Source organism: Streptomyces mayonensis (assembly GCF_018982965.1).
Taxonomy (GTDB): domain Bacteria; phylum Actinomycetota; class Actinomycetes; order Streptomycetales; family Streptomycetaceae; genus Streptomyces; species Streptomyces mayonensis.
The window spans coordinates 1-21911 of record NZ_JACBYP010000026.1 but is presented as its reverse complement, the minus strand read 5'-3'; the positions used below and the strand labels follow the sequence as shown (position 1 = coordinate 21911).

Sequence of the window (21911 nt, the reverse complement as noted above, 5' to 3'; positions counted from 1 at the left end):
CGTGCGGCCACGGCTTTGGGTGCTGCTCCTGGCCGGTGTGTTCGCCGTGCTCCAACTGGCGAACGTCACCGGCCGGGACACCCCGGACACCAAGAACTACCTGTCGTACGCGCTGAGCCTCACCGGCGAGGGCAAGCGCGAGACGGCGGCGGCCACCATCGACTACGTGTGCGCGAGCCGCGCGGAACGCGCCCGGCGGGACCAGAGTGTGCACGTGGTCCGCTTCCACCGCCCCGACCCCGCCCCCGAGGTGGTGGCCGAGTGCCGCGAGCAGCAGTGGGGCGCGGTTCGGCCGCGGCTGGCGGCCGGGCAGACCGCCGGGCACACGGTGCCGTACATGCCGGAGCGCTTCATGCGGATCTTCGAGGTGCGGCCCGGCTACCCGGTGTTCCTGGTGCCGTTCGTGGCGGTCCTCGGGGTGACCTGGGGCCTGTGGGCGGCCGGTGTCGTCCTGGCATGCGCGGGCGGTGTCCTGGTCTTCCTGATCCTGCGCACGCTCGCGGTCCCGGCGGCGCTCGCGCTCACCGGCCAGGCGCTGTACTACGTGCTGCCGTGCGGGACGACCGCGGTGCGTCCGATGGCCGAGGGGCTGCTCCTTGCGCTGACCCTGACGGCGGTGTGGGGCTGCGCGCTGGTACTGCGGACGGGCGGGGCCCCGGATCGGGCGGGTACGGCCCCGGGCCCGGCAGGCTCGGACCCGGCGGGCACAGCCCCCGACCCGGCAGGCTCGGACCCGACGGGCCGGATGCGGGTGCGCCGGGTCCGGGCGGCCGGCCTGGGGCTGGTCGCCGCCTCGCTGCTCGCCCTGTTCACGGTCAAGCACTCCCAGGCCCTGTTCCTCGGGCTGTGCCTGGCGGCGGCGGGCGCGCTGATCGCCGTACGGCGCCACCGGCGGCGGACCGGTCCGGCGCCCCGGGACGTGCTGGCACTCGCGGCGGTGGGCCTGGCGGGCGCCGCCGGCACCCTCGTACTGGCGCGGCTGCTGCACTACCCGTCCGCGGCGGACAGCCTCCAGGACCTGCTGACCGACCACTTCGCGCGGCCCGACCGGGCGCACCCGTGGCCGGAGTTCTGGCAGTTGCAGGGCAACTTCTGGGTGGAGTGGCTGCGCCGGCAGGCGTGGCAGCCGCTGTTCGCCGCGGCACTGGCCGCCGGGGCGTGGGGCGCGCTGCGGCGCGGCGGCGCGACCGGCGCCTTCCTCGTCGCGGCGGCGTTCACCGGGCTCCTCACACAGGCCGCGCATCCGGACATCAACATCTGGGGCGAGCGGCTGATCGTGCTCGCGTGGCTGCTCCCGGCGGTGGGGGTGCCGCTGCTGCTCGGCCCGGTGGTGCGGGGCGGCCCGGCCGGGTCGGCGGTACGGGACGGGGAACGGGCCGAGCGGGCCGTGCGGGCCGGGGCGGACCGGGCGGGGGCGACGGGCTGAGCGGCGGCCTGCGGCCCGGGCGTCCGTAGTCGTCCGGGGACACCGCACCGGCCTGAGCGTGGGCCGCCCGGGTGACATGGGTTGATGGGCACGACCCGGCCGGGAACATACGCCAAATGTCCAGAATGCCCCACCCTTCCTCTCCCGCGTCGTGAGCACCGACGTCCTCGTCCGCCGCCCGGTGCGCGGCGCGACGGCGCTGCGCGGCGGACGCTCCTGGCGCCCCACCCCCTACCAGGCCGCGGGCTTCGCCTTCCTCCTGGTGATGACGCTGGCGTACTGGGCGGTGCCGCTGTGCTGCGACGCCGGCCAGCACGCGGCGGTCGTGGAGCGGCTGAAGGCCGACCTCCTGCATCCGCGGCACCCGATGGCCGACCTGCCGGGCGCGGGCAGCGCGTACTACTCGCCGTACGCCCTGGCGCAGGGTGTCTTCGCACGGCTGACGGGGCTGGGCGGCTGGGAGGTGGTGCGGCTCGCCGGGCCGCTGAACCTGCTGGTGCTGCTGACCGGCCTCGGCCGCTTCGTGCGGGTGCTGAGCGCGCGGCCGTGGGCGCCGGTGCTGGCACTGGGCGCGATGACGCTGCTGTGGGGGACGGAACGGGCCTGGTGGAGCGGCTACCTCGGGCTGATGTCGATGACGGGCAACCTGGGCTACCCGTCGACGTTCGCCATCGGGCTCACCTTCTGGGCCTGGGCGCTCACCGGTTCCCGGGCGCGGGACGCGCGCCGGGTGCGGTACGTGGGCCCGAGCGGCCTGCGCGGCCTGCCCGGCTACGCGGGGCTGGGCGCGCTCTACGGCATGGTCCTCCTCGTCCACCCGATCACCGCGGCGGCGGCGGCGCTGGGCGCGCTGGCCCTGGTGGCGGGCCGGCAGCGCGACTGGCGCGGCGCGGTCCTCGCGCGGTGGGCGCTGACGGCCGCGGCGGCGGTGGCGACGGGGGCGGCGTGGCCGTACTTCGACGTGTTCGCGCTGGCCGGCGACGGCAGCGTGGACGCGATGCACCGGGTGCTGTACCTGCACCTGCCCGGGGAGTTCTGGCTCGGCCTGCTCGGCCTGCCTGCCCTGTGGGCGCGCGCCCGCCGCTCGCCGCGCGACCCACTGGTGCTGATGTTCGCACTGGACTGCGCGGTGGTGGCGTACGGCTGGTTCAGCGGCCACTACACCTACGGCCGGATCCTCGGACTCACCCTGGTGCCGCTGCAGTTCGCCCTGGCGGTGGAACTGGCGGCGCCCCGGCCGTGGGGGCGGTGGCGGAGGACGCTGGGCGGGCTGGCGGCCGCGGGCGCCCTGCTGGGCTTCCTCACGGTGCACGCCGGGGCGGTGGTGCCGCGGGCGCTGGACCCGGTCGGCTTCGAGCAGCCGCCCGACTGGCCGTCCTACGCGTGGGCGGCCCGGCACATCGGCCCCGGCGAGGTCGTGCTCACCGACGGCTACTACGCCGGGCACACCATCGCCGGGTACGGGCCGAACCTGGCGGCGCCGGCCTGGCCCGACCCGGCGCTGGACGAGCGAGAGCGCGGGCGGCGCGTGGCCGACGTCCGGTCCTACCTGGCACCGGACTCGACCCGCGCCGAGCGCACCGCGGTCGTCCGCCGCTACCACGTCCGCTGGCTGCTGCTGACGCGCCTGCAGCGGGTGCCCGAGGAGGCGGTGGTGGTGGCGTGGAGCGACCGGACGGGCGAGGTGCTGGCGCGGGTCGGGGCGGGCTAGGACCGTTGTCCGGCACCGCTGCTCGATTACTCGATGACGAGGTCGACCGGGATGTTGCCGCGGGTGGCGTTGGAGTAGGGGCAGACCTGGTGGGCCTGCTCGACGAGCTTCCGGCCGGTCTCCTTGTCGACGCCCTCGGGCAGCTCGACCCGGAGGGTGACGGCCAGCGCGAAGCCCTCGCCCTGCTTGCCGATGCCGACCTCGGCGGTCACGGCCGCGTCGCTGACGTCGACCTTCGCCTGGCGCCCGACGGCACCGAGGGCGCTGCCGAAGCAGGCGGCGTACCCGGCGGCGAACAGCTGCTCGGGGTTGGTGCCCTCGCCGTTGCCGCCCATCTCGACGGGGAAACCGAGCGGGAGGTCGAGCTTGCCGTCGGAGGTGACGGTGCGGCCGTCGCGGCCGTGGGTCGCGGTGGCGGCGGCGGTGTAGAGCGCTTCCATGGGAACCGTCCCTTTCGGAGAAGGCGTGGTGCCTGACGACGTCAAGTAGAGCACACAATCAAATGCCCCACAACACAACCATCCTCAATGCAATGAGACGCAACTGTATGACGCGCAACTCAATGACGGACAAGACCCTTCGGGTTACGCTGGGAGGCATGACGACGCCCGCGACGGACTGGCTCCGCCTGGACCAGCAGATCTGCTTCTCCCTGAACGCGGCCTCGCGCGCCTTCGGCGGCGTCTACCGCGTGGTCCTCAAGGACCTCGGGCTCACCTACCCCCAGTACCTGGTGATGCTGGTGCTGTGGGAGCACGGGGAACTGCCCGTGAAGAAGCTCGGCGAGCACCTTCGCCTGGACTCCGGCACACTGTCGCCGCTGCTCAAGCGGCTGGAGGCGGCCGGCCTGGTCCGGCGGGAGCGCAGCGCGCGCGACGAGCGGTCGGTGGAGGTGCGGCCGACCCCGCAGGGGCTGGCGCTGCGCGAGCGGGCCGAGGAGGTGCCGCGCCGGATCTCCGCGGCGACCGGGCTGGACTTCGCGGAGGTCCAGGACCTGCGCACCCGCCTCGACCGCCTCACCGCGGCACTGGACGCCTACGACGGCGAGGCGGCCTCCGCGCCGTCCTGACAGATGTGGCGCCCCAGGGGTGCCGAGGTGAAGGATCATGTCCACCCAGGACCACTGACGAGGGGACGGCCACCATGACCTGGCTGATTACCGGCGGCGCCGGATACATCGGGGCGCACGTCGTACGGGCGATGACCGGGGCGGGCGAGCAGGCGGTGGTCTACGACGACCTGGCCACCGGCATCGCCGACCGCGTGCCCGACGGCGTCCCGCTGGTGGTCGGCTCGGTCCTGGACGGCGAACGGGTCGCCCGCGCCCTCAGCGACCACTCCGTCACCGGTGTCGTGCACCTCGCGGCGAAGAAGCAGGTCGGCGAGTCCGTGGACCTGCCGCTGCACTACTACCGGGAGAACGTCGAGGGCCTGCGCGTCCTGCTGGACGCCGTCACCAAGGCCGAGGTCCCGTCCTTCGTCTTCTCCTCGTCCGCCGCCGTGTACGGCATGCCCGACGTCGACCTCGTGACGGAGGAGACGCCGTGCGTGCCCATGTCGCCGTACGGCGAGACCAAGCTGGCCGGCGAGTGGCTGGTCCGGGCCACCGGCCGCGCGACGGGCCTGTCCACGGCCTCCCTGCGTTACTTCAACGTGGCGGGCGCCGCGAGCCCGGACCTCGCGGACACCGGAGTCCACAACCTCGTCCCGATGGTCTTCGAGAAGCTGACGGAGTCCGCGGCCCCGCGCATCTTCGGCGACGACTACGCGACGCCGGACGGCACCTGTGTCCGCGACTACATCCACGTCGTCGACCTGGCCGAGGCGCACGTCACCGCGGCCCGCGCCCTCCAGTCCTCCCCGGGGCGCTCCCTCACCCTCAACATCGGCCGGGGCGAGGGCGTCTCCGTCCGGGAGATGATCGACCGCATCAACGCCGTCACCGGCTACGACCGCCCCCCGACGGTCACCCCCCGCCGCCCCGGCGACCCGGCCCGCGTCGTCGCCTCGGCCGACCGCGCCGCCGTCGAGCTGGGCTGGAAGGCCAAGTACGGCGTGGAGGACATGATCACCTCGGCCTGGGCGGGCTGGGTACGCCTCCACCCGGAAGCAGCGCGGGACTGACCCCGGTCGCTCGGTCACTCGGCCGAGGAGACCTGTTCGCGCACCCACGCCGGGGCGGGGTTGGTGTACGCCCGCCCCGCCACCAGCACGGTGGGCACGGTCTCGTTGCCGTCGTTGACGGCCCGCACCAGCGCCGCGCCCTCCGCGTCACGCCAGATGTCGACCCAGTACATCCGCCGCGCCGTACGTCCCAACCGCATCCGCAACCGCATGCAGAAGGTGCACCCCGGCCGCCAGAACACGACCGGCCGCCCGTCGACCGCACTGCGCCGCTGCGCCTCCACCGCACCGACCGACTTCGGGAAGGCCAGCGGCGACATCGTCCCGGCCAGCGCCAGGAACACCACCAGCACCACCACGGTCGTACCGACTCTGCCCTGCACGAACGTCGCGGTCGCCACACCGAGTCCGCAGACCACCATCGACAGCGGCCCCGCCCACACACGTCTCACGACGCCCCTGCCTCCCTTCGGCCGGCTTCCCGGGCCGCCTGCTCCAGCCGCTCCCGGTGGTCCTTCCAGCGCGCCGGGCCGCCCGGCGCGAGGGCGGTGTTGCCCTCGTCCATCCCCACGGCGCCGTCCATGAGCTCCCGGACGATGTCGGCATGACCCGCGTGCCGTTGGGTGTCGGCGATCACGCGTGTCACGACGTGGTGCAGCGTCACCTCGTCCCTGCCGTCGGGCCACCACGGCACCCTGCCGACCGTGTCCAGCGCCAGTGCGTCGATCGTGGCGTCCGCGTGGGCCCACGCCCGGCGGTAGAGCGTCACGATGTACTCGCGTGACTCGTCGGCGGTCGCCCACATGTCGGCGTTGGCGTCGTCGTCGTCGAGCCAGGGCAGCGGTTCGCCGGACGGGCGCCCGAAGGTGTCGCCCAGGTAGCCCAGTTCCAGCGTCGCGACGTGCTTCACCAGGCCCAGCAGGTTCGTGCCGGTCGGGGTCGCCGGGCGGCGGATGTCGTATTCCGAGAGTCCTTCGAGCTTCCAGAGCAGCGCGTCGCGTGCGGACTGCAGGTAGGTGTGGAGGTCGGTCTTCGGGTCCGATGCGGTCATGGCACAAGTGTGCGGCCAAGAGGGCACGGGCGGCCCGGGTTCCGGCAGGTGTGCTCAACGGTTCCGGGCAGGTGTCCTGATGGGTCCCCGGGTGCGAGGCGCCCCGCCCGGTGGGTAGGGGTGTCCGCGACGGACGGACATCGAACCGACGTCGAACAGACGTCGACGGACATCGAGACGGGGAGGGATCATGGCGGTGCTCACGGGCAAGGCGGCCGTCGTCACCGGGGGCTCTCGGGGGATCGGCAGAGCCGTCGTGCTGCGGCTCGCGCGGGACGGGGCGGACGTCGTCTTCAACTACGCACGCAGCGCCGAGGCGGCCGACGAGGTCGTCCGGGAGGCGGGGAAGGCGGGCGGGAACGTCACCGCCGTGCAGTCCGACCTCGCCGGGCCCGGCGCTGCCGAGGAGTTGCTGGCCACGGCCGAACACCGGCTCGGCGGCCTGGACATCCTGGTCAACAACGCGGCCACGCACACCGACGTCGTCCCCCTCGCCCAGACGACCGAGGCCGACTTCGACCGGGTCATGGCCGTGAACGCCAAGTCGGTCTTCCTCGCGGTGCGGTACGCGGCCCGGCACATGCGCGACGGCGGACGGATCGTCAACATCTCCACCCTCAACACCGTCTTCCCCGCCCCCGGCAACGCCCCGTACGCGGCCAGCAAAGGCGCCCTCGAACAGCTGACCCTGGTGGCCTCGCGCGAGCTGGGCGCACGGGGCATCACCGTCAACGCCGTGTCGCCCGGCGCCACGGACACCGACCTGCTGAACGCGAACAACGAGCCCGAGAAGGTGGCCATGGCCGTCGCGATGACCTCGCTGGGGCGGCTCGGCCGGCCCGAGGACGTGGCGGACGTCGTCGCCTTCCTCGCCGGGCCGGACGGCCGCTGGCTGACGGGGCAGAACATCCGCGCCAACGGGGGCGTCCTCTAGGGGTGTCGGAGGGCGGGGGATGCTGGAGGGCGGTGAGTCCGGCGCCGTGTCGAACGGTGCCGAAACTCACGAGGAGTCACATATCCGTGCGAGCGGCCTCGGTCGCACCGCACACTGCGGACATGGACCAGGAACCCAGCACATACGACCTGTTACTCATCGGCGGTGGCTCCGGCGTCGGGAAGTCCACCGTCGGCCATGAGGTGTCCGCGATGCTGCGGGACGCCGGGACCGCGCACTGCCTGATCGAGGGGGACGGCATGGACCACATCCATCCCGCCCCCGGCGGCGACCCGCACCGTACGGCGGTCACGGAGCGGAACATCGCGGCGGTGTGGGCCAACTACGCGGCGCTCGGGCAGCGCCGGCTGATCTACACCAACACCGTCAGCATCCTGGAGTCGCAGATGATCGGGCGGGCCATGGGCGGGGACGAGGTCAGGGTCACGTGCGTGCTGCTGACCGCCGAGGAGGCCACGGTGCGGCAGCGGCTCGCCGGGCGGGAGACCGGGTCACAGCTCGGCGTCCACATCGAGCGGAGCCTGCGCATGGGGCGCCGGCTGGCCGAGGAGGCCCCGGTCGGCACCGTACGGGTCCCGACGGACGGCCGGGCGGTGCAGGACATCGCGGCGCAGGTGGTCCGGCTCACGGCGTGGTGAGTGCCGTCGGCACTGCGGCCCCGTCCCGGCGCCGGGCGACCGGTGCCTAACGCGCGACGTCGAGGACCAGGACCCCGGCGGCCAGTGCCAAGTACCCGCCGGGAAAGGCGAAGTTGTAGTAGACGCGAGCCCGGACGTGCGCGGCGACGGCGCCGACGAAGAACAGCACGAGGCCCATCGCGGCGGCGACGCCGATGCCGGGAACACCCAGGAGCCCGAGCAGGAGACCGGCGGCTCCCGCGGCCTTGAGCGCGCCGAGCCAGGGCAGCCAGGTCTGCGGGACACCCACTTCGGTCGAGTTGGCGACGACGAACCCGGCCCGTGAGAAGTCCGCGACGGCGATCCCGGCGTTGGCCACGATCGCGAGGCCGGTGACCATCGCGTAGGCGGTGAACATTGGTCTCCCCTTTCCTTTCCGGTGCGCGGGTACGCCCCGTACGCCCGGTGGCGCTCCTCTCGCCGAGCCTCCCCGAGCCCTCGACGTGCGTCCAATACCTGCTTCCATAACCTGTGGGCATGGATGTGGACACCCGGCTCCTGCGCTACTTCCTCGCCGTGGCCGAGGAGGGGACCCTCACCCGCGCCGCGGAGCGGCTGTTCGTGTCCCAGCCGACGCTCACGAAACAGATCAGGCAGTTGGAGACCCTGCTCGGAGCCCGGCTGTTCACCCGCTCCCGGGCCGGCATGGCCCTCACGGAACCGGGCCGGGCACTGGCGGCGCGACTGCCCGCCCTGCTGACCGCATGGGACCAGGTACTGCGGGAGACCAGGCGTGCCGCCGGCCGGGCGGCCCGCTCGCTGCGAGTCGGTTTCATGGCCAGTGCCGCCAACGAGGCGACCCCGCGCATCATCACGGAGTTCGCCCGGCGCCGGCCGGGCTGGCGTGTGGAGATGCGCCAGGCCGGCTGGTCGGACCCGAGCGCCGGGCTGGCCGACGGAGACGTGGACGTGGCCTTGCTGCGGCTGCCCTTCCCCGGCCAGGACGCCCTGCGGACGGCGGTGCTGTTCAGCGAGCCCCGCTGGGTCGCCCTGCCCGAGGACCATCCGCTCGCCGTGCGGGACGTGCTCCCGTTCCGAGACCTGTGGGACGAGCCGTTCGTGGCCGCTCCTCCCGAGACCGGCCGGTGGCGGGACCACTGGCTGGCCGCCGGCGAACGCGACGGCCGCCCGGTCCGCATCGGCGCCGTCACCGACCAGCCGGACGACTGGCTGAGCGCCATCGCCAACGGCTACGGCATCGCCCTCGCCCCGGCGTCCGCCGCCCGCTTCTACGCCCGTCCCGGCGTGACCTACCGCCCGGTCAGCGGCGTCAGCTCCAGCCGGGTCGGCGTCGCGTGGGCCGTCGCCGACGACACCGACCCCGTCGTCCAGGACTTCGTCCACGCCTGCCTGGAGAGCGCCCGGCCGCCCCAGACCGAGGCGGGGACCGGGACCGCGGGCTGACCAGTCATCGCCGAAGCCCATCCGGCGGATCCCGTACGGGTCAGAGCGCCTTGAGCGCTTCCGCCGTCGCCCGGGCCAGCGCGCCCAGGTACCCCTTGGGCGGCTTCGGGCCGCGGACGACCACCGAGCGCCAGTACAGCGGCCCCGAGATCAGGTCGAGGGCCAGGTCGGAGTCCAGCGAGGGGCTCAGTTCGCCGCGTTCCTTCGCCGCCGCGAGGATGCTGCTGGCCACGCCGTCCTGGCCCTCCCGCAGGGTCTTCTGCAGCGCCTCGGCGATGTCGGGGTTGCGGGCCGCCTCCGCCTGGAGGTCGGGGATGATCTGCGAGGCCACGGGATGCCGCAGGGCGCGGGACGTCACCTCGTACAGCAGCCGCAGGTCGCCCTCCAGGGAGCCCGTGTCGGGTGCGGGCAGACCCTGGACCGCGAGGGCCGAGACGATGTCGAGGACCAGGTGCAGCTTGGAGCGCCAGCGCCGGTAGACGGCGGTCTTGCCGACCCCCGCGCGGCGCGCGATGCCCTCGATCGACATCCGCGCGTAACCGACCGCGGCCAGTTCCCCGAAGACCGCCGCCCGGATGGCCTCCGTCACGTCCTCGCGCAGTACCGCCGCCCCGGCGGGCGGCCTGCGGCGGCGCGGGCGCGGCTGCGGCTCGTCGGCGGCGGCGTTGGTCGTCATGCGAGCCAAGCATAGGGCGTTGCGACGAAACGGTTGCGTTCCGGCGTCGTCCCGGCCTACGCTCACGTCACGACGATACGGTCCCGTCCCGACGTAAGTGAACACACGCGGTCGCCCAGGTGAACGACGGGCGTCGCACCTCGACCGCCTCCCCGACACCTCTGTCCCGACACCTCTTCCGACACCTCTCCCGAGCGAAAGCAGCGGATGTGAGTCAGGTCCTCCACACACCGCCCCCGACACCCAAGGCCCCGGCCACCGCCACGGCCGGCACCTCCCCCGCCGGCCACGACCTCGCGGCCCTCGCCGCCCGCCACGGCCTGTCGGTCAGCGGTGCCCGCCCCTCCCTGCCCGAGTACGTCCGTCAGCTCTGGGCGCGCAGGCACTTCATCGGCGCCTTCTCCACCGCCAAACTCACCGCCCAGTACAGCCAGGCCAAGCTGGGCCAGGTCTGGCAGGTGATGACGCCCCTGCTCAACGCGGCGGTGTACTACTTCATCTTCGGCGTGCTCATGAACACCAGGCGCGGCGTGGAGGACTACGTCCCGTTCCTGGTCACCGGCGTGTTCGTGTGGACGTTCACCCAGAGCTCGATCATGGCGGGCACCCGGGCCATATCCGGCAACCTCGGCCTCGTCCGCGCCCTGCACTTCCCGCGCGCCGCGCTGCCGGTCTCCTTCTGCCTGCAGCAGCTCCAGCAGCTGCTGTTCTCGATGGCCGCCCTGGCCGTGATCCTGCTGGCGTTCGGCGTGCCGCCCGCCGTGTCCTGGGTGCTCGCCGTCCCGGCACTGGTGCTGCAGTTCCTGTTCAACGCCGGCGTGGCGATGGTCATGGCGCGGGTCGGGTCCAGGATCCCCGACATGGCCCAGCTGATGCCGTTCCTGCTGCGCACCTGGATGTACGGCTCGGGCGTCATGTTCAGCATCCACCACATGACCGGACCGGACAGCAACGTGCCGTCCTGGGTCGGCACGCTGCTCCAGGCCAACCCCGCCGCCGTCTACATCGACCTGATGCGGTTCGCGCTGATCGACAGCTTCGACGGCAGCATGCTCCCGGACCACGTCTGGGCGCTGGCCCTGGGCTGGGCACTGGTCGCCGGGATCGGCGGTTTCATCTACTTCTGGAAGGCCGAGGAGACGTACGGTCGTGGCTGACACCCCCGCTGACAAGACTCCCGCTGACAACACCTCCGCGGCCGGCACCACCCCCGCCGAGCGCATCCCCACCGTCGTCGTCGACGGCGTCGACATCGTCTACCGCGTCAACGGCACCGGCGCCGGCCGCGGCTCCGCGACCGCCGCCCTCAACCGCATCCTGCGCCGCAGGAAGAGCGAGAAGGCGGCCGGCGTACGCCGGGTGCACGCCGTGAAGAACGTGTCCTTCGTGGCGTACCGCGGCGAGGCGATCGGCCTGATCGGCACCAACGGCTCCGGCAAGTCCACGCTGCTCAAGGCGGTCGCCGGTCTCCTCCCCGTGGAGAACGGCCGCATCCACACCGACGGCCAGCCCTCCCTGCTCGGCGTCAACGCCGCCCTGATGAACGACCTCACCGGCGAGCGCAACGTGTACCTGGGCGGCCTCGCGATGGGCATGTCGCGGGCGCAGATCAAGGAGCGGTACCAGGAGATCGTCGACTTCTCCGGGATCAACGACAAGGGCGACTTCATCACCCTGCCGATGCGTACGTACTCCTCCGGCATGGCGGCCCGGCTGCGGTTCTCCATCGCCGCCGCCAAGGACCACGACGTCCTCCTCGTCGACGAGGCCCTGGCCACCGGCGACCGCTCCTTCCAGAAGCGGTCCGAGGAACGCATCCGGGAGCTGCGCAAGCACGCCGGCACGGTCTTCCTGGTCAGCCACAGCAACAAGTCGATCCGCGACACCTGCGACCGGGTGCTGTGGCTGGAGCGCGGCGAGCTGCGGATGGACGGGCCCACGGAGGACGTCCTGAAGGAGTACGAGAAGTTCACGGGCGGCCCGGACAAGAAGGCGAAGGCCAAGCCGGCAACACCCAAACCCGCGCCCAAGGCGGGGGCGGCCGCATGAGGCCCCCTGTCCCTCGGCCCTCGGATCCATCCCTCGGAAGGCGCATTCTCGATTCACCCTTTTGCCCGATTGATGACACGATGACCGAATAGAAACCGGCCCCTAGGAGTGCTCCGGGAGCGACGAAGGCGACGGCCGAGGCCAAGACGAGGGCCAAGACGAGGGCCGAGACGAAGGCGAAGGCCGAGTCAGAGGCCGAGGCAGGCGCCGAGGCAAAGGAGTCCCCCCGATGTCCGAGACGGTCCCCGACCTCAGCGTCGTCGTGCACGGTCCCAACGTCCAGGACCATCTGCCCGCCCTCCTCGACTCCCTGGACGACCACCCCCTCACCGGCGTCGAAGTGGTCGTCGCCGCGGTCGGGGACTGGGCGCGGGAGGCGGCAGAGCGGCACACCCCGGCCTTCACCGTGCTGCCCCTCCCGGACGGGGCGGGCGACGCCGCGGCCCGCTCGGCGGGGGCGGCGCGGGCGCGGGGCCGGTGGCTGCAGTTCGTCCACGCCAAGGACGGGGTGCCCGTCGGTGCCCCGACCGCCGTCGCCCGGCACACCGAGGGCCTTCCCGACGCGGTGGACGTCCTGCTCCTCGACCACGTCCGCAGCACCTGGCGCACCCTCGGTCTGCCCTCCCCCGACGGCCCCCGCCTCGCCCGGGCCGGCCGCGCCGGCCTGGCCCTGGACGACCGGGCGGCCCTGCTCCGCGTGGCCCCGCTGCTCGGCAACCGCGTCGTACGCGCCGGCTTCTGGAAGGCGCACGAACGGCTCCTGACCACCGAGGACGAGCCGTTCGCCGCGTACGCCGCCCTGCTGCTCGCCGACCGCCTCGCCTGCCTGCCCCAGCCGGGGTACGACGACCGCAGGCTGCGCCCCGAGAGCCTCCCGCCCGTCACGCCGGAGCAGCGCTACGCCCTGGTCGACCGCTACGAGACCCTCCTCGCCCTCACCGCCGACCGGCCGGCCGTGCACGGCGTCCTGTACGACCTGATGGTCCGCGACTGCCTGCGCACCTTCGCCCGCGACCGGATGCCGGACGCCGTCGGGCGGGAGTTCTTCCGCCGGGCGTCGGCGGCCGCCCGGCGCCACCGCCCCGACGGCCACCGGCGCCCGTCCGGCCTGGAAGGCGTACGCCGTTCCCTGCTGGAGGAGGGCGCCTACTCGAAGTACCGGGCCCTCCAGGGCGCCAGCCACGCCCGCCGCGGCGTACGGTCGGCGGCCCGGACCGGGCGGCGCCGGGCCGGGACGCGGCTGGCCGCCCTGCGCTACCGCCGCGCCCTGACCCGGCCGGTCGACCCGCACCTCGCCGTCTTCTCGGCGTACTGGGCCCGCGGTGTGGCCTGCAACCCGGCCGCGATCGCCGCCAAGCTCACCGAACTCGCCCCGAGCGTCCACCCGGTGTGGGTGGTCACCGCGGGCAACGCGGCCCTGCTGCCGCCCGGCACCGACCACGTCGTCCCCGGCACCACGCGCTACTGGGAGGTACTGGCCCGCGCCAAGTACCTCGTCAACAACGTCAACTTCCCGGACGCCGTGGTCAAACGCCCGGGCACGGTCCACCTCCAGACCCACCACGGCACCCCGCTCAAACGCATGGGCCTGGACCAGCTCCCGTACCCCGCCGCGGCCCACGGCCTGGACTTCCGGGCGCTGCTCGCACGCGTCGACAAGTGGGACTTCAGCGTGTCCGCGAACAGCCACACCACCCGCATGTGGCAGCGCGCCTACCCCTCCCGGCACCGCTCCCTGGACCACGGCTATCCGCGCAACGACGTCTACTACACCGCCGGCGCCGCCGCGGTCCGCGCGGTCCGCGAACGCCTCGGCATCGCCCCGGGCCGCCGCGCGATCCTCTACGCGCCCACCCACCGCGACTACGAGGCCGGCTGGACCCCGCGCCTGGACCTCGCCGCCCTGGCCGGCCGACTCGGCGAGGACACGGTCCTGCTGATACGCGCCCACTACTTCTACGGCAGCGCCTCCGCCCGGCCCGCGGCGCTGCGCCGCACCGGCCGCCTCGTCGACGTCTCCTCCTACGAACCCGTCGAGGACCTGTGCCTGGCCGCCGACGCGCTGGTCACCGACTACTCGTCGATCATGTTCGACTACGCCAACCTCGACCGCCCGATCGTCATCCACGCCGACGACTGGGAGACGTACCGCACCACCCGCGGCGTCTACTTCGACCTGATGGCCGAGGCACCGGGACCGGTCGCCCGCACCCAGGCGGAACTGACCGAGATCCTCACCACGGACGCCTGGCGCGACGAACGCGCGACCAAGGCACGAGCCGCCTTCCGGCGCCGTTTCTGCGAGTACGACGACGGCCGCGCCGCCGAACGCGTCGTCCGGCGCGTCTTCCTCGGCGAGGACGAACGGCTGCTCCCCCGCATCCTGCCGCTCGAGGAACGCACCCCGGCCCCGACGCCCGAGGAGGCCACCGCGTCATGAACACCGTCACCGGCCCGGCCGCCCGCACCCCGACGAGCACACCGCCCCCGGACAGGCCCGACGCCCCGGACGTCACGGTCACGGTCATCGTCTACAACGACGCCGGACGCCTCCCCCGCGCGGTCGCCTCCGTGCTGCGCCAGACCCACGCCAACATCGAGGTCGTCATCAGCGACGACCACTCCACGGACGCGACCGAGGACGTGGCCCGCGAACTGGCCGCCCACGACCCCCGCGTGGTGTACCTGCGGCTGCCCGAGAACAGCGGCGGGTGCAGCGCCCCGCGCAACCGCGCCCTGGAGATCGCGCGGGCGCCATACCTGATGTTCCTCGACAGCGACGACGAACTCCCCGAGCGCGCCGTCGAGATCCTGCTCGCCGCCCACCGCGAACGCGACCTGGACTTCGCGATGGGCGCCGTGCACCGCATCCGCGTCGACGGCGGACGGCGCACCACCTGGATGCCGCACCTGGTGGCCGAACGCCGCACTCTCGACGGCATCGAGGCCGACCCGCGGCTCCTCTTCGAGCACCTGTCGACCAGCAAGATGTACGCCCGCCGCTTCCTGGACCGGCACGGCCTGCGCTTCCCCGAGGGCATCCACTACGAGGACCAGCTCTTCTCGGCCCGGGCGTACTGCCTCGCCCAGACGTTCACCGTCGTCCCCGAGCCGGTCTACCGCTGGTACATCGCCCCGTACGCCGCCTCCGGCGCCGCCTCCATCTCCAACCAGCGGCACAAGCTGACCAACGTCCGCGACCGCGTCCGCGTCCAGCGCCTCATCGACGCCTTCCTGTCCGAGAGCGGGCACGAAGCGCTGCGCGAGGACAAGGACTTCAAGTTCCTCAAGCACGACTTCCGGATGTACGCCGGTGACCTGCCCTACCGCGACGACGCCTGGCTCGCCTCCTTCGCGGACATCGTCGTGCCGTACCTCGACACCCTCGCCGAGGGCGCGTACGCCCGGCTGCCCCGCGCCGAGCGGGTCGTACTCCAGCTGCTGCGCGAGGGGCGGCTGTCCGACGTGCGCACCGCTGCCCGCGGCCTCGGCCACGCGGTGGCCCCGCGCCGGGTGACGCCGGACGAGGAGAACGGGCGCCTCTACTGGGGCGGGGAGATCCCGGCGACCGCCGAGGCCCGCCGCGAACTGGACCTCTCGGAACTGGAGCTGGACACCCGCCCGTTCTTCACCGCCCTGCTCCGGCACGAGATCACCGACGTCGCGCGCGGCCCCGGCGCCTCGATCGACCTCACCGTGCGCACCTACGACCCGGCCCTGCGCCTCCCGGTCGGCCCGCAGCGAGCCGTGCTCCACGTCTCCCCCGGCCGCCGTCGCCTCGCGGTGCCCTTCCGCCTCTCGCCCCTCGGCCCCGGCCTCTTCGAGGGCCGCGTCCGCCTCGACCTGGGGGCGGCCCGCCTCCCCCTCCAGGGCTTCGAGGGCGTACGCCATCCCGTCCTCCGGCTGCGCCACGAGGGCCACACCCACACCGGCATCCTCCTGGCGCCCCTGGCCTTCCCACCCCTCACGGCCCGCATCCCCTACCGCGCCGGTACGACGCCCCACCGGGTCACGGTGGCTCCGGAGGGCCACAACCCGGGCCGCCTCCACCTCACCTGGCACCCCACGGGCCCGACGGCCACCCTGATCCGCCCGGCCCTGCACCGCCTGTCGACCCCCCGCACCCGCAGAGCAGCCCACCTGGCAGCAAACATCCTCCACTGACCCCCGGCCCCCCAACTGCGGGCAGTCGTGCCGCTGGGGCGGCACGGGTGGGCGCTGGGGGTACCCCCTCTGGGGGAGGCACCCCGCCAACGCGGGCGAGTGTCACCCACCCCGACGCCCACCCACACGCCGGGCGCCGGGCAGAGGTGCCCCGGACCACCCGGCCCGGGGCACCTCACGCAACCTCACACGACCTCACCCGGCGAAGCCGTCACCCATGCGTCCGCAACAACGTCCGCATCGTCCGCATCGCCACAGACAGGTTGGACAGATCGAACGCCTCCGACCCCCGGATCTCCTCCAGCGTCGTCCGCGCCCGCCCGAGAATCGCCGCGTTCCGCTCCTCCCACGCCTTGAACCGCTGCTCCGGCGTCGCCGTGCCGTTGCCCACCGCCAGCACGTCGGCGGTCAGCGACGCGTGCGCCGCGTACAGGTCCTCGCGGATGGCCGCCCGCGCCATGGACTGCCAGCGGTCGGCGCGCGGCAGGTCGCTGATCCGGTCCATGAGCTGGGTGACGCCGAGCCGGTCGGCGAGGTCGTAGTACACCTCGGCGACGTCCAGCGGTTCCTTTCCCATGCGGTCGGCCACCGACACGATGTCCAGCGTCGCGAAGGCGGAGGAGAACCCGGCCACCCGGGTGGCCGGCTCGTCCGGGACACCGGCGCCGGTCAGCTCGTCGTAGATGTGCTGGTACCACTCCGCGTCCGCGCCGCGCAGCAGCTTCGGCAGCTGCGACCAGACCTGCTCGACCCGCTCGGCGAAGAAACCGACCGTCTCGGCCAGCTCCAGCGGCTGCGGCCGGTTGTTGAGCAGCCAGCGCGTGCCACGCTCGACGAGGCGGCGCGAGTGCAGCCGGATCCGGGTCTGGACGGCCGCGTCGACCCTGGTGTCGAGGGACTCCACCGCGTCCCACACCGGGGAGGAGCGGAAGATCGCCCGGGCCACGGTCTGCGCCCGCACGATCTCCTCGAGCGACGCGCCGGTCTCCTCGCGCATCCGGTGCAGATACGTCGTACCGCCCGTGTTGACCGTGTCGTTGACCAGGACCGTCGTCGTGATCTCGCGGCGCAGCGGGTGGCTGTCGACCTGCTCCAGGTACTGCTCGCGCAGCGCCTTCGGGAAGTAGGCGTGCAGCAGGCCCTTGAGGTACGGGTCGTCCGGCAGCGAGGTGTGCAGCAGCTCCTCGGCAACCGTGATCTTCGTGTACGCCAGCAGCACGGCCGTCTCCGGGCCGGTCAGGCCGTGCCCGGTGCTGAGCCGCTCGCGGATCTGGCGGTCCGTGGGCAGGAACTCCAGGGCCCGGTTGAGGTGGCCCTCCCTGACCAGATGGCGCATGAACCGCTGCTGGGCGTGGAGCATGTCCTTGGACTGGGCGAGCGCGTTGGCGATCGCGGTGTTCTGCGCGTAGTTGTTGCGCAGGACGAGCGCGCCCACCTCGTCGGTCATCCCGGCGAGCAGCTTGTTGCGCTGCTTGACGGTCATGTCGCCGTCCTTGACGAGACCGTTGAGCAGGATCTTGATGTTCACCTCGTGGTCGGAGGTGTCCACGCCCGCGCTGTTGTCGATGGCGTCGGTGTTGATCCGGCCGCCCCGCAGCGCGAACTCGATCCGGCCGAGCTGGGTCAGGCCCAGGTTGCCGCCCTCGCCGACGACCTGGACACGCAGGTCCTTGCCGTCCACCCGGATGGCGTCGTTGCCCTTGTCGCCGACGTCGGCGCTGGACTCGGTGGAGGCCTTGACGTACGTGCCGATGCCGCCGTTCCACAGCAGGTCCACCGGCGAGCTGAGGACCGCCTTCATCAGCTCGGCCGGGGTCATCTTGGTGACGCCGGACTCGATGCCGAGGGCCTCGCGGATGTGCGCGTTGACCGGGACGGACTTGGCCGTGCGCGGGAAGACGCCGCCGCCGGCCGAGAGCAGTTCGGTGTTGTAGTCCGCCCACGACGAGCGCGGCAGCTCGAACAGCCGGCGCCGTTCGGCGTACGAGCTGGCCGCGTCCGGCACCGGGTCGATGAAGATGTGCCGGTGGTCGAAGGCGGCGACGAGGCGGATGTGCTCACTCAGCAGCATGCCGTTGCCGAAGACGTCGCCGGACATGTCACCGACGCCGACGACGGTGAAGTCCTGGCTCTGGGTGTCCACGCCCAGCTCCCGGAAGTGCCGCTTGACGGACTCCCAGGCGCCGCGGGCGGTGATGCCCATGCCCTTGTGGTCGTAGCCCGCGCTGCCGCCGGAGGCGAAGGCGTCGCCGAGCCAGAAGTTGTAGGACTCGGCGACCTCGTTGGCGATGTCGGAGAACTTCGCGGTGCCCTTGTCGGCTGCTACGACGAGGTAGGTGTCGTCCTCGTCGTGCCGGACGACGTCCGCGGGGTGCACGACCTCGCCGGCCACCATGTTGTCGGTGATGTCGAGCAGCGCCGAGATGAACGTCCGGTAGCTGGCGACGCCCTCGGCCATCCAGGCGTCGCGGTCGACGCCCGGGTCGGGAAGCTGCTTGGCGACGAAGCCGCCCTTGGCGCCGACCGGCACGATGACGGTGTTCTTCACCATCTGCGCCTTGACCAGGCCGAGGATCTCGGTGCGGAAGTCCTCCCGGCGGTCCGACCAGCGCAGACCACCGCGCGCGACCTTGCCGAAGCGCAGGTGCACGCCCTCGACGCGCGGCGAGTACACCCAGATCTCGAACGCGGGACGCGGCGCGGGCAGGTCGGGGATGGCCTGCGGGTCGAACTTCATGGAGACGTAGTCGTGCGGCTCGCCGCCGCTCGCCTCCTGGAAGAAGTTGGTCCGCAGCGTCGCCTTGATGACGGTGAGGAAGGACCGCAGGATCCGGTCCTCGTCGAGGCTCGCGACCTGGTCGAGGGCGGCGTCGACCTCTTCGAGCAGCGCGTCGACGAGCTCGTGCCCGGCCCGCTGGCGCTCGGGCGCCATCCGGGCCTCGAACAGGTTGATGAGCAGGCGCGTGGTGTGGACGTTGTTGCGGAGGGTGTCCTCCATGTAGTCCTGGCTGAACGTGGAGCCCGCCTGCCGCAGGTACTTGGCGTAGGCGCGCAGCACCATGGCCTCGCGCCAGGTCAGCCCGGCGCTGAGCACGAGGGCGTTGAAGCCGTCGTTCTCCGCCTTGCCGGTCCAGGTCGCGGCGAAGGCCTCCTGGACGCGCTCGCGGGCGTCGTCGCCGAGGTAGTCGGCGCCGCCGGCCGGTGCCTTGGGCATGCGCAGGCCGAAGTCGTAGATCCAGGCCGTGGTGCGGTCCGCGCAGCGCAGCTCGTAGGGCCGCTCGTCGGTGACCTCGACGCCGAGCCGGCTGAGCACCGGCAGCACGGCCGACAGGGAGACCTGGCCGCCCTTCTGGTAGATCTTGAAACGCCGTTCCTCGGGTGCGGCGCCGACCGGTTCGTACAGGCTGAGCGCGAAGGTCTGCTTCTCGTCGAGCCGCTCCAGGTGGCCGAGGTCGGCGACCGCGGAGCGCGGGCCGTGGTCGGCCTTGTAGCCCTCGGGGAAGGCGCCGCTGTAGTGGCGCAGCAGTTCCGCGGCGCGCTCCTCGCCCACCTCGGCGGTCAGCGCCTCGGCGAAACCGTCGGCCCAGGAACGGGCGGCCTCGACGAGGCGGGCCTCGATGCGGTCCTTGTCGGCGTCGGACAGCTCCGGCAGCTCGGTGCCCTGCGGGACGCGGACGACGAAGTGCAGCCGGGACAGGATCGACTCGGTGTTCCAGGCGGTGAAGTCGACGTTGGTGCCGCCGAGTTCCTCCTTGAGGATGTCCACGATCCGCAGCCGGACACCGGTGGTGTAGCGGTCGCGGGGGAGGTAGACGAGGGCCGAGTAGTAGCGCCCGTACTCGTCCTGACGCAGGTAGAGCCGCAGGCGGCGGCGCTCCTGGAGGTAGAGGACGGAGGTCACGATCGGTTCGAGTTCCCCGACCGAGGTCTGGAACATGTCGTCGCGCGGGTACGTCTCCAGGATCTGGAGCAGGTCGCGGCCGTCGTGGCTGTTGGGCGAGAACCCCGCCCGTTCCAGGACCTCCTCCACCTTGCGCCGGATCACCGGCACCCGGCGGACGGACTCGGTGTAGGCGGCGGACGAGAACAGGCCGAGGAAGCGCCGCTCGCCGACGACGCTGCCGTTCTCGTCGAACTTCTTGACGCCGACGTAGTCCAGGTACGACGGCCGGTGCACGGTGGCCCGGCTGTTCGCCTTGGTCAGCACGAGGAGCCGGTGCTCGCGGGCCTTGGCCCGGGCGTCGGCCGGCAGCCGCTCGAAGGACGGGCTGACGGGGTGGCTCTCGTCGGCCGCGTGGTGCGGGTCGGAGCGCAGGATGCCGAGACCGGTGCCCGCGACGGCGGCGAGGGAGTCGTCCTCGCGCAGTTGGTACTCGCGGTAACCGAGGAAGGTGAAGTGGTCGTCGGCCAGCCAGCGCAGCAGCTCGCGGGCCTCCTCCAGCTCACGTGCGGGGAGGTCGTCCGGGGTGGCCTCGGACCCCAGCTGCTCGGCGATGCGGACGGCCGCGTCCCGCATCTTGCCCCAGTCCTCGACGGCCTCGCGGACGTCGTTCAGGACGCGGAGCAGGTCGGCGGTGATCTGCTTCAGGTCGCCGCGGTCGGTCTCGCGGTCGATCTCGACGTGGATCCACGACTCGACGTGCGCGTCGTGCGGCAGGTCGGCGGTGGGCCGGCCGGCGAGCACCTCGGCCAGCCGGCCGGTGACGTCGCGCCGCACCACGATCTGCGGGTGGACGACGACGTGGATGCCGCGGCCCTGGCGGGTCAGCTCGTTGGTCACGGAGTCGACGAGGAAGGGCATGTCGTCGGTGACCACCTCGACGACGGAGTGGCTGCAGGTCCAGCCGTTCTCCTCGACCGTCGGGGTGTGCACACGGACGTTGGCCGTGCCCTGCGGGCGGTTCTCGGCCAGCCGGTAGTGCGAGACGGCGGCGCCGAAGACGTCGACCGGGTCGCGGTCGGCCAGGTCCTCCGGTGCGGTGTGCCGGTAGTAGCGCTGGAGGAACGCGAACACGGATGCGTAGTCCGGGGCGCCGTCCGGGCCGTCCGGGGTGCCCGGAGAGCCCTCGCCCGTCGTCCCGGTCGGTAGGCGCCCCCCGACCGGGCTGTTCTCAGCTACCCGGGCGGCCCTTTCGAGCAGCTCGGCCTTGCCTTCGTCCAGCTTGGTCTGCATTGTCCTCTGACTCCTGTCGCGCGCCGTTGCGTGACGTAGAAGGAAGTACGGTCTCCTGCCTTCCGGCATGACGTCGGGACACGGGGTGTCCGGTCTCCTCCGACGCTATGCCGCAAGACGAGAGGAGCGGGGGCATATCAGCCAATGTCGCCGCACCGACCGGGTGTGACTTCGCTCTCGCCGTCACCGTCCGCAGGGTGCGAGGCGCCGTACCGGGGGACTCTTTCGCCCCGTCCCGCCCGCGAAGACCAGCGACCGCCACCCGGGCACGGATGTCGTCCGTGCACACCGGGCGCAGGGCGGGGGCACCAGTGCCCCCGCGAGCTATCGCGCTGATCACGCGCCAAGGCTATCCCCCTTCCCGGTCCCCCCGTCACGGGCCGCATCTGTACAAAACCCGCCCTCCGACTTGGCCGTTCCGCACAGCTGCGCGCAACCGTGCCGCCCCGCCACCGCCCGGCCCCCTCACAGCGACACCCCCCGTCCAGAACCGCTCACACC

The 21911-nt window shown here is 72.7% G+C and carries 17 protein-coding genes; 11 read left to right on the top strand and 6 right to left on the bottom strand.

All coding sequences use genetic code 11. The features are described 5' to 3' along the window. Position 1 precedes the first annotated feature (1 nt). Entirely contained in the window at positions 2-1426 is a 1425-nt protein-coding gene (locus tag HZS56_RS12815) for a hypothetical protein (RefSeq protein WP_308408067.1), read from the top strand. A gap of 151 nt (positions 1427-1577) precedes the next feature. Beyond that, complete coding sequence (locus HZS56_RS12810; RefSeq protein WP_216720814.1) at positions 1578-3137, top strand: hypothetical protein; 1560 nt, start codon at positions 1578-1580, stop codon at positions 3135-3137. 26 nt (positions 3138-3163) lie between these two features. On the opposite strand, the gene HZS56_RS12805 is transcribed toward HZS56_RS12810, so the two are convergent. Continuing rightward, complete coding sequence (locus tag HZS56_RS12805) at positions 3164-3577, bottom strand: organic hydroperoxide resistance protein (RefSeq protein ID WP_216720813.1); 414 nt, start codon at positions 3575-3577, stop codon at positions 3164-3166. Between the two features lie 158 nt (positions 3578-3735). On the opposite strand from HZS56_RS12805, the gene HZS56_RS12800 reads away from it, so the two are divergent. Then, positions 3736-4206, top strand: coding sequence for a MarR family winged helix-turn-helix transcriptional regulator (locus HZS56_RS12800; protein WP_216720812.1), 471 nt, complete (start codon positions 3736-3738; stop codon positions 4204-4206). A 74-nt stretch (positions 4207-4280) separates the two neighbouring features. Continuing rightward, entirely contained in the window at positions 4281-5261 is a 981-nt protein-coding gene (gene galE, locus HZS56_RS12795) for a UDP-glucose 4-epimerase GalE (RefSeq protein WP_216720811.1), read from the top strand. Between the two features lie 14 nt (positions 5262-5275). On the opposite strand, the gene HZS56_RS12790 is transcribed toward galE, so the two are convergent. Further along, entirely contained in the window at positions 5276-5713 is a 438-nt protein-coding gene (locus HZS56_RS12790) for a glutaredoxin domain-containing protein (protein ID WP_216720810.1), read from the bottom strand. Next, positions 5710-6312, bottom strand: a complete 603-nt coding sequence (locus HZS56_RS12785; RefSeq protein WP_216720809.1) for a DinB family protein — start codon at positions 6310-6312, stop codon at positions 5710-5712. Before HZS56_RS12785 ends, HZS56_RS12790 begins: the two co-directional genes overlap by 4 nt. Positions 6313-6502: 190 nt before the next feature. On the opposite strand from HZS56_RS12785, the gene HZS56_RS12780 reads away from it, so the two are divergent. Further along, complete coding sequence (locus HZS56_RS12780) at positions 6503-7246, top strand: SDR family oxidoreductase (RefSeq protein WP_216720808.1); 744 nt, start codon at positions 6503-6505, stop codon at positions 7244-7246. A 122-nt stretch (positions 7247-7368) separates the two neighbouring features. Next, positions 7369-7905 carry a nucleoside/nucleotide kinase family protein gene (locus tag HZS56_RS12775; RefSeq protein WP_216720807.1) on the top strand — a complete coding sequence of 179 codons (537 nt, stop codon included), beginning with the start codon at positions 7369-7371 and terminating at the stop codon, positions 7903-7905. 46 nt (positions 7906-7951) lie between these two features. Here the strand turns inward: HZS56_RS12775 and HZS56_RS12770 are convergent, their stop codons facing one another. Continuing rightward, positions 7952-8302 (bottom strand): DoxX family protein, encoded by a 351-nt coding sequence (locus HZS56_RS12770; RefSeq protein WP_216720806.1) that lies wholly within the window; start codon positions 8300-8302, stop codon positions 7952-7954. 119 nt (positions 8303-8421) lie between these two features. On the opposite strand from HZS56_RS12770, the gene HZS56_RS12765 reads away from it, so the two are divergent. Continuing rightward, a complete protein-coding gene (locus HZS56_RS12765) occupies positions 8422-9348 on the top strand; it encodes a LysR family transcriptional regulator (RefSeq protein WP_216720805.1) in 927 nt (308 codons plus the stop codon). 40 nt (positions 9349-9388) lie between these two features. Here HZS56_RS12765 and HZS56_RS12760 read toward each other — a convergent pair whose 3' ends face one another. Further along, entirely contained in the window at positions 9389-10024 is a 636-nt protein-coding gene (locus HZS56_RS12760) for a TetR/AcrR family transcriptional regulator (protein ID WP_216720804.1), read from the bottom strand. Positions 10025-10233: 209 nt separating this feature from the next. Between HZS56_RS12760 and HZS56_RS12755 the strand changes: the two genes are divergently transcribed. From HZS56_RS12755 to HZS56_RS12740, 4 genes are all read left to right on the top strand, one after another. Continuing rightward, positions 10234-11181 (top strand): ABC transporter permease, encoded by a 948-nt coding sequence (locus HZS56_RS12755; RefSeq protein ID WP_216720803.1) that lies wholly within the window; start codon positions 10234-10236, stop codon positions 11179-11181. Next, the gene (locus HZS56_RS12750; protein ID WP_374201135.1) at positions 11174-12073 is read left to right on the top strand and encodes an ABC transporter ATP-binding protein; all 900 of its coding nucleotides are present in this window, start codon (positions 11174-11176) and stop codon (positions 12071-12073) included. Before HZS56_RS12755 ends, HZS56_RS12750 begins: the two co-directional genes overlap by 8 nt. Before the next feature lie 229 nt (positions 12074-12302). Then, positions 12303-14513 carry a CDP-glycerol glycerophosphotransferase family protein gene (locus HZS56_RS12745; RefSeq protein WP_216720802.1) on the top strand — a complete coding sequence of 737 codons (2211 nt, stop codon included), beginning with the start codon at positions 12303-12305 and terminating at the stop codon, positions 14511-14513. Continuing rightward, positions 14510-16237, top strand: coding sequence for a glycosyltransferase family 2 protein (locus HZS56_RS12740; protein ID WP_216720801.1), 1728 nt, complete (start codon positions 14510-14512; stop codon positions 16235-16237). Before HZS56_RS12745 ends, HZS56_RS12740 begins: the two co-directional genes overlap by 4 nt. A gap of 211 nt (positions 16238-16448) precedes the next feature. Here the strand turns inward: HZS56_RS12740 and HZS56_RS12735 are convergent, their stop codons facing one another. After that, complete coding sequence (locus tag HZS56_RS12735; RefSeq protein WP_216720800.1) at positions 16449-21410, bottom strand: NAD-glutamate dehydrogenase; 4962 nt, start codon at positions 21408-21410, stop codon at positions 16449-16451. Between the last annotated feature and the right edge of the window lie 501 nt (positions 21411-21911).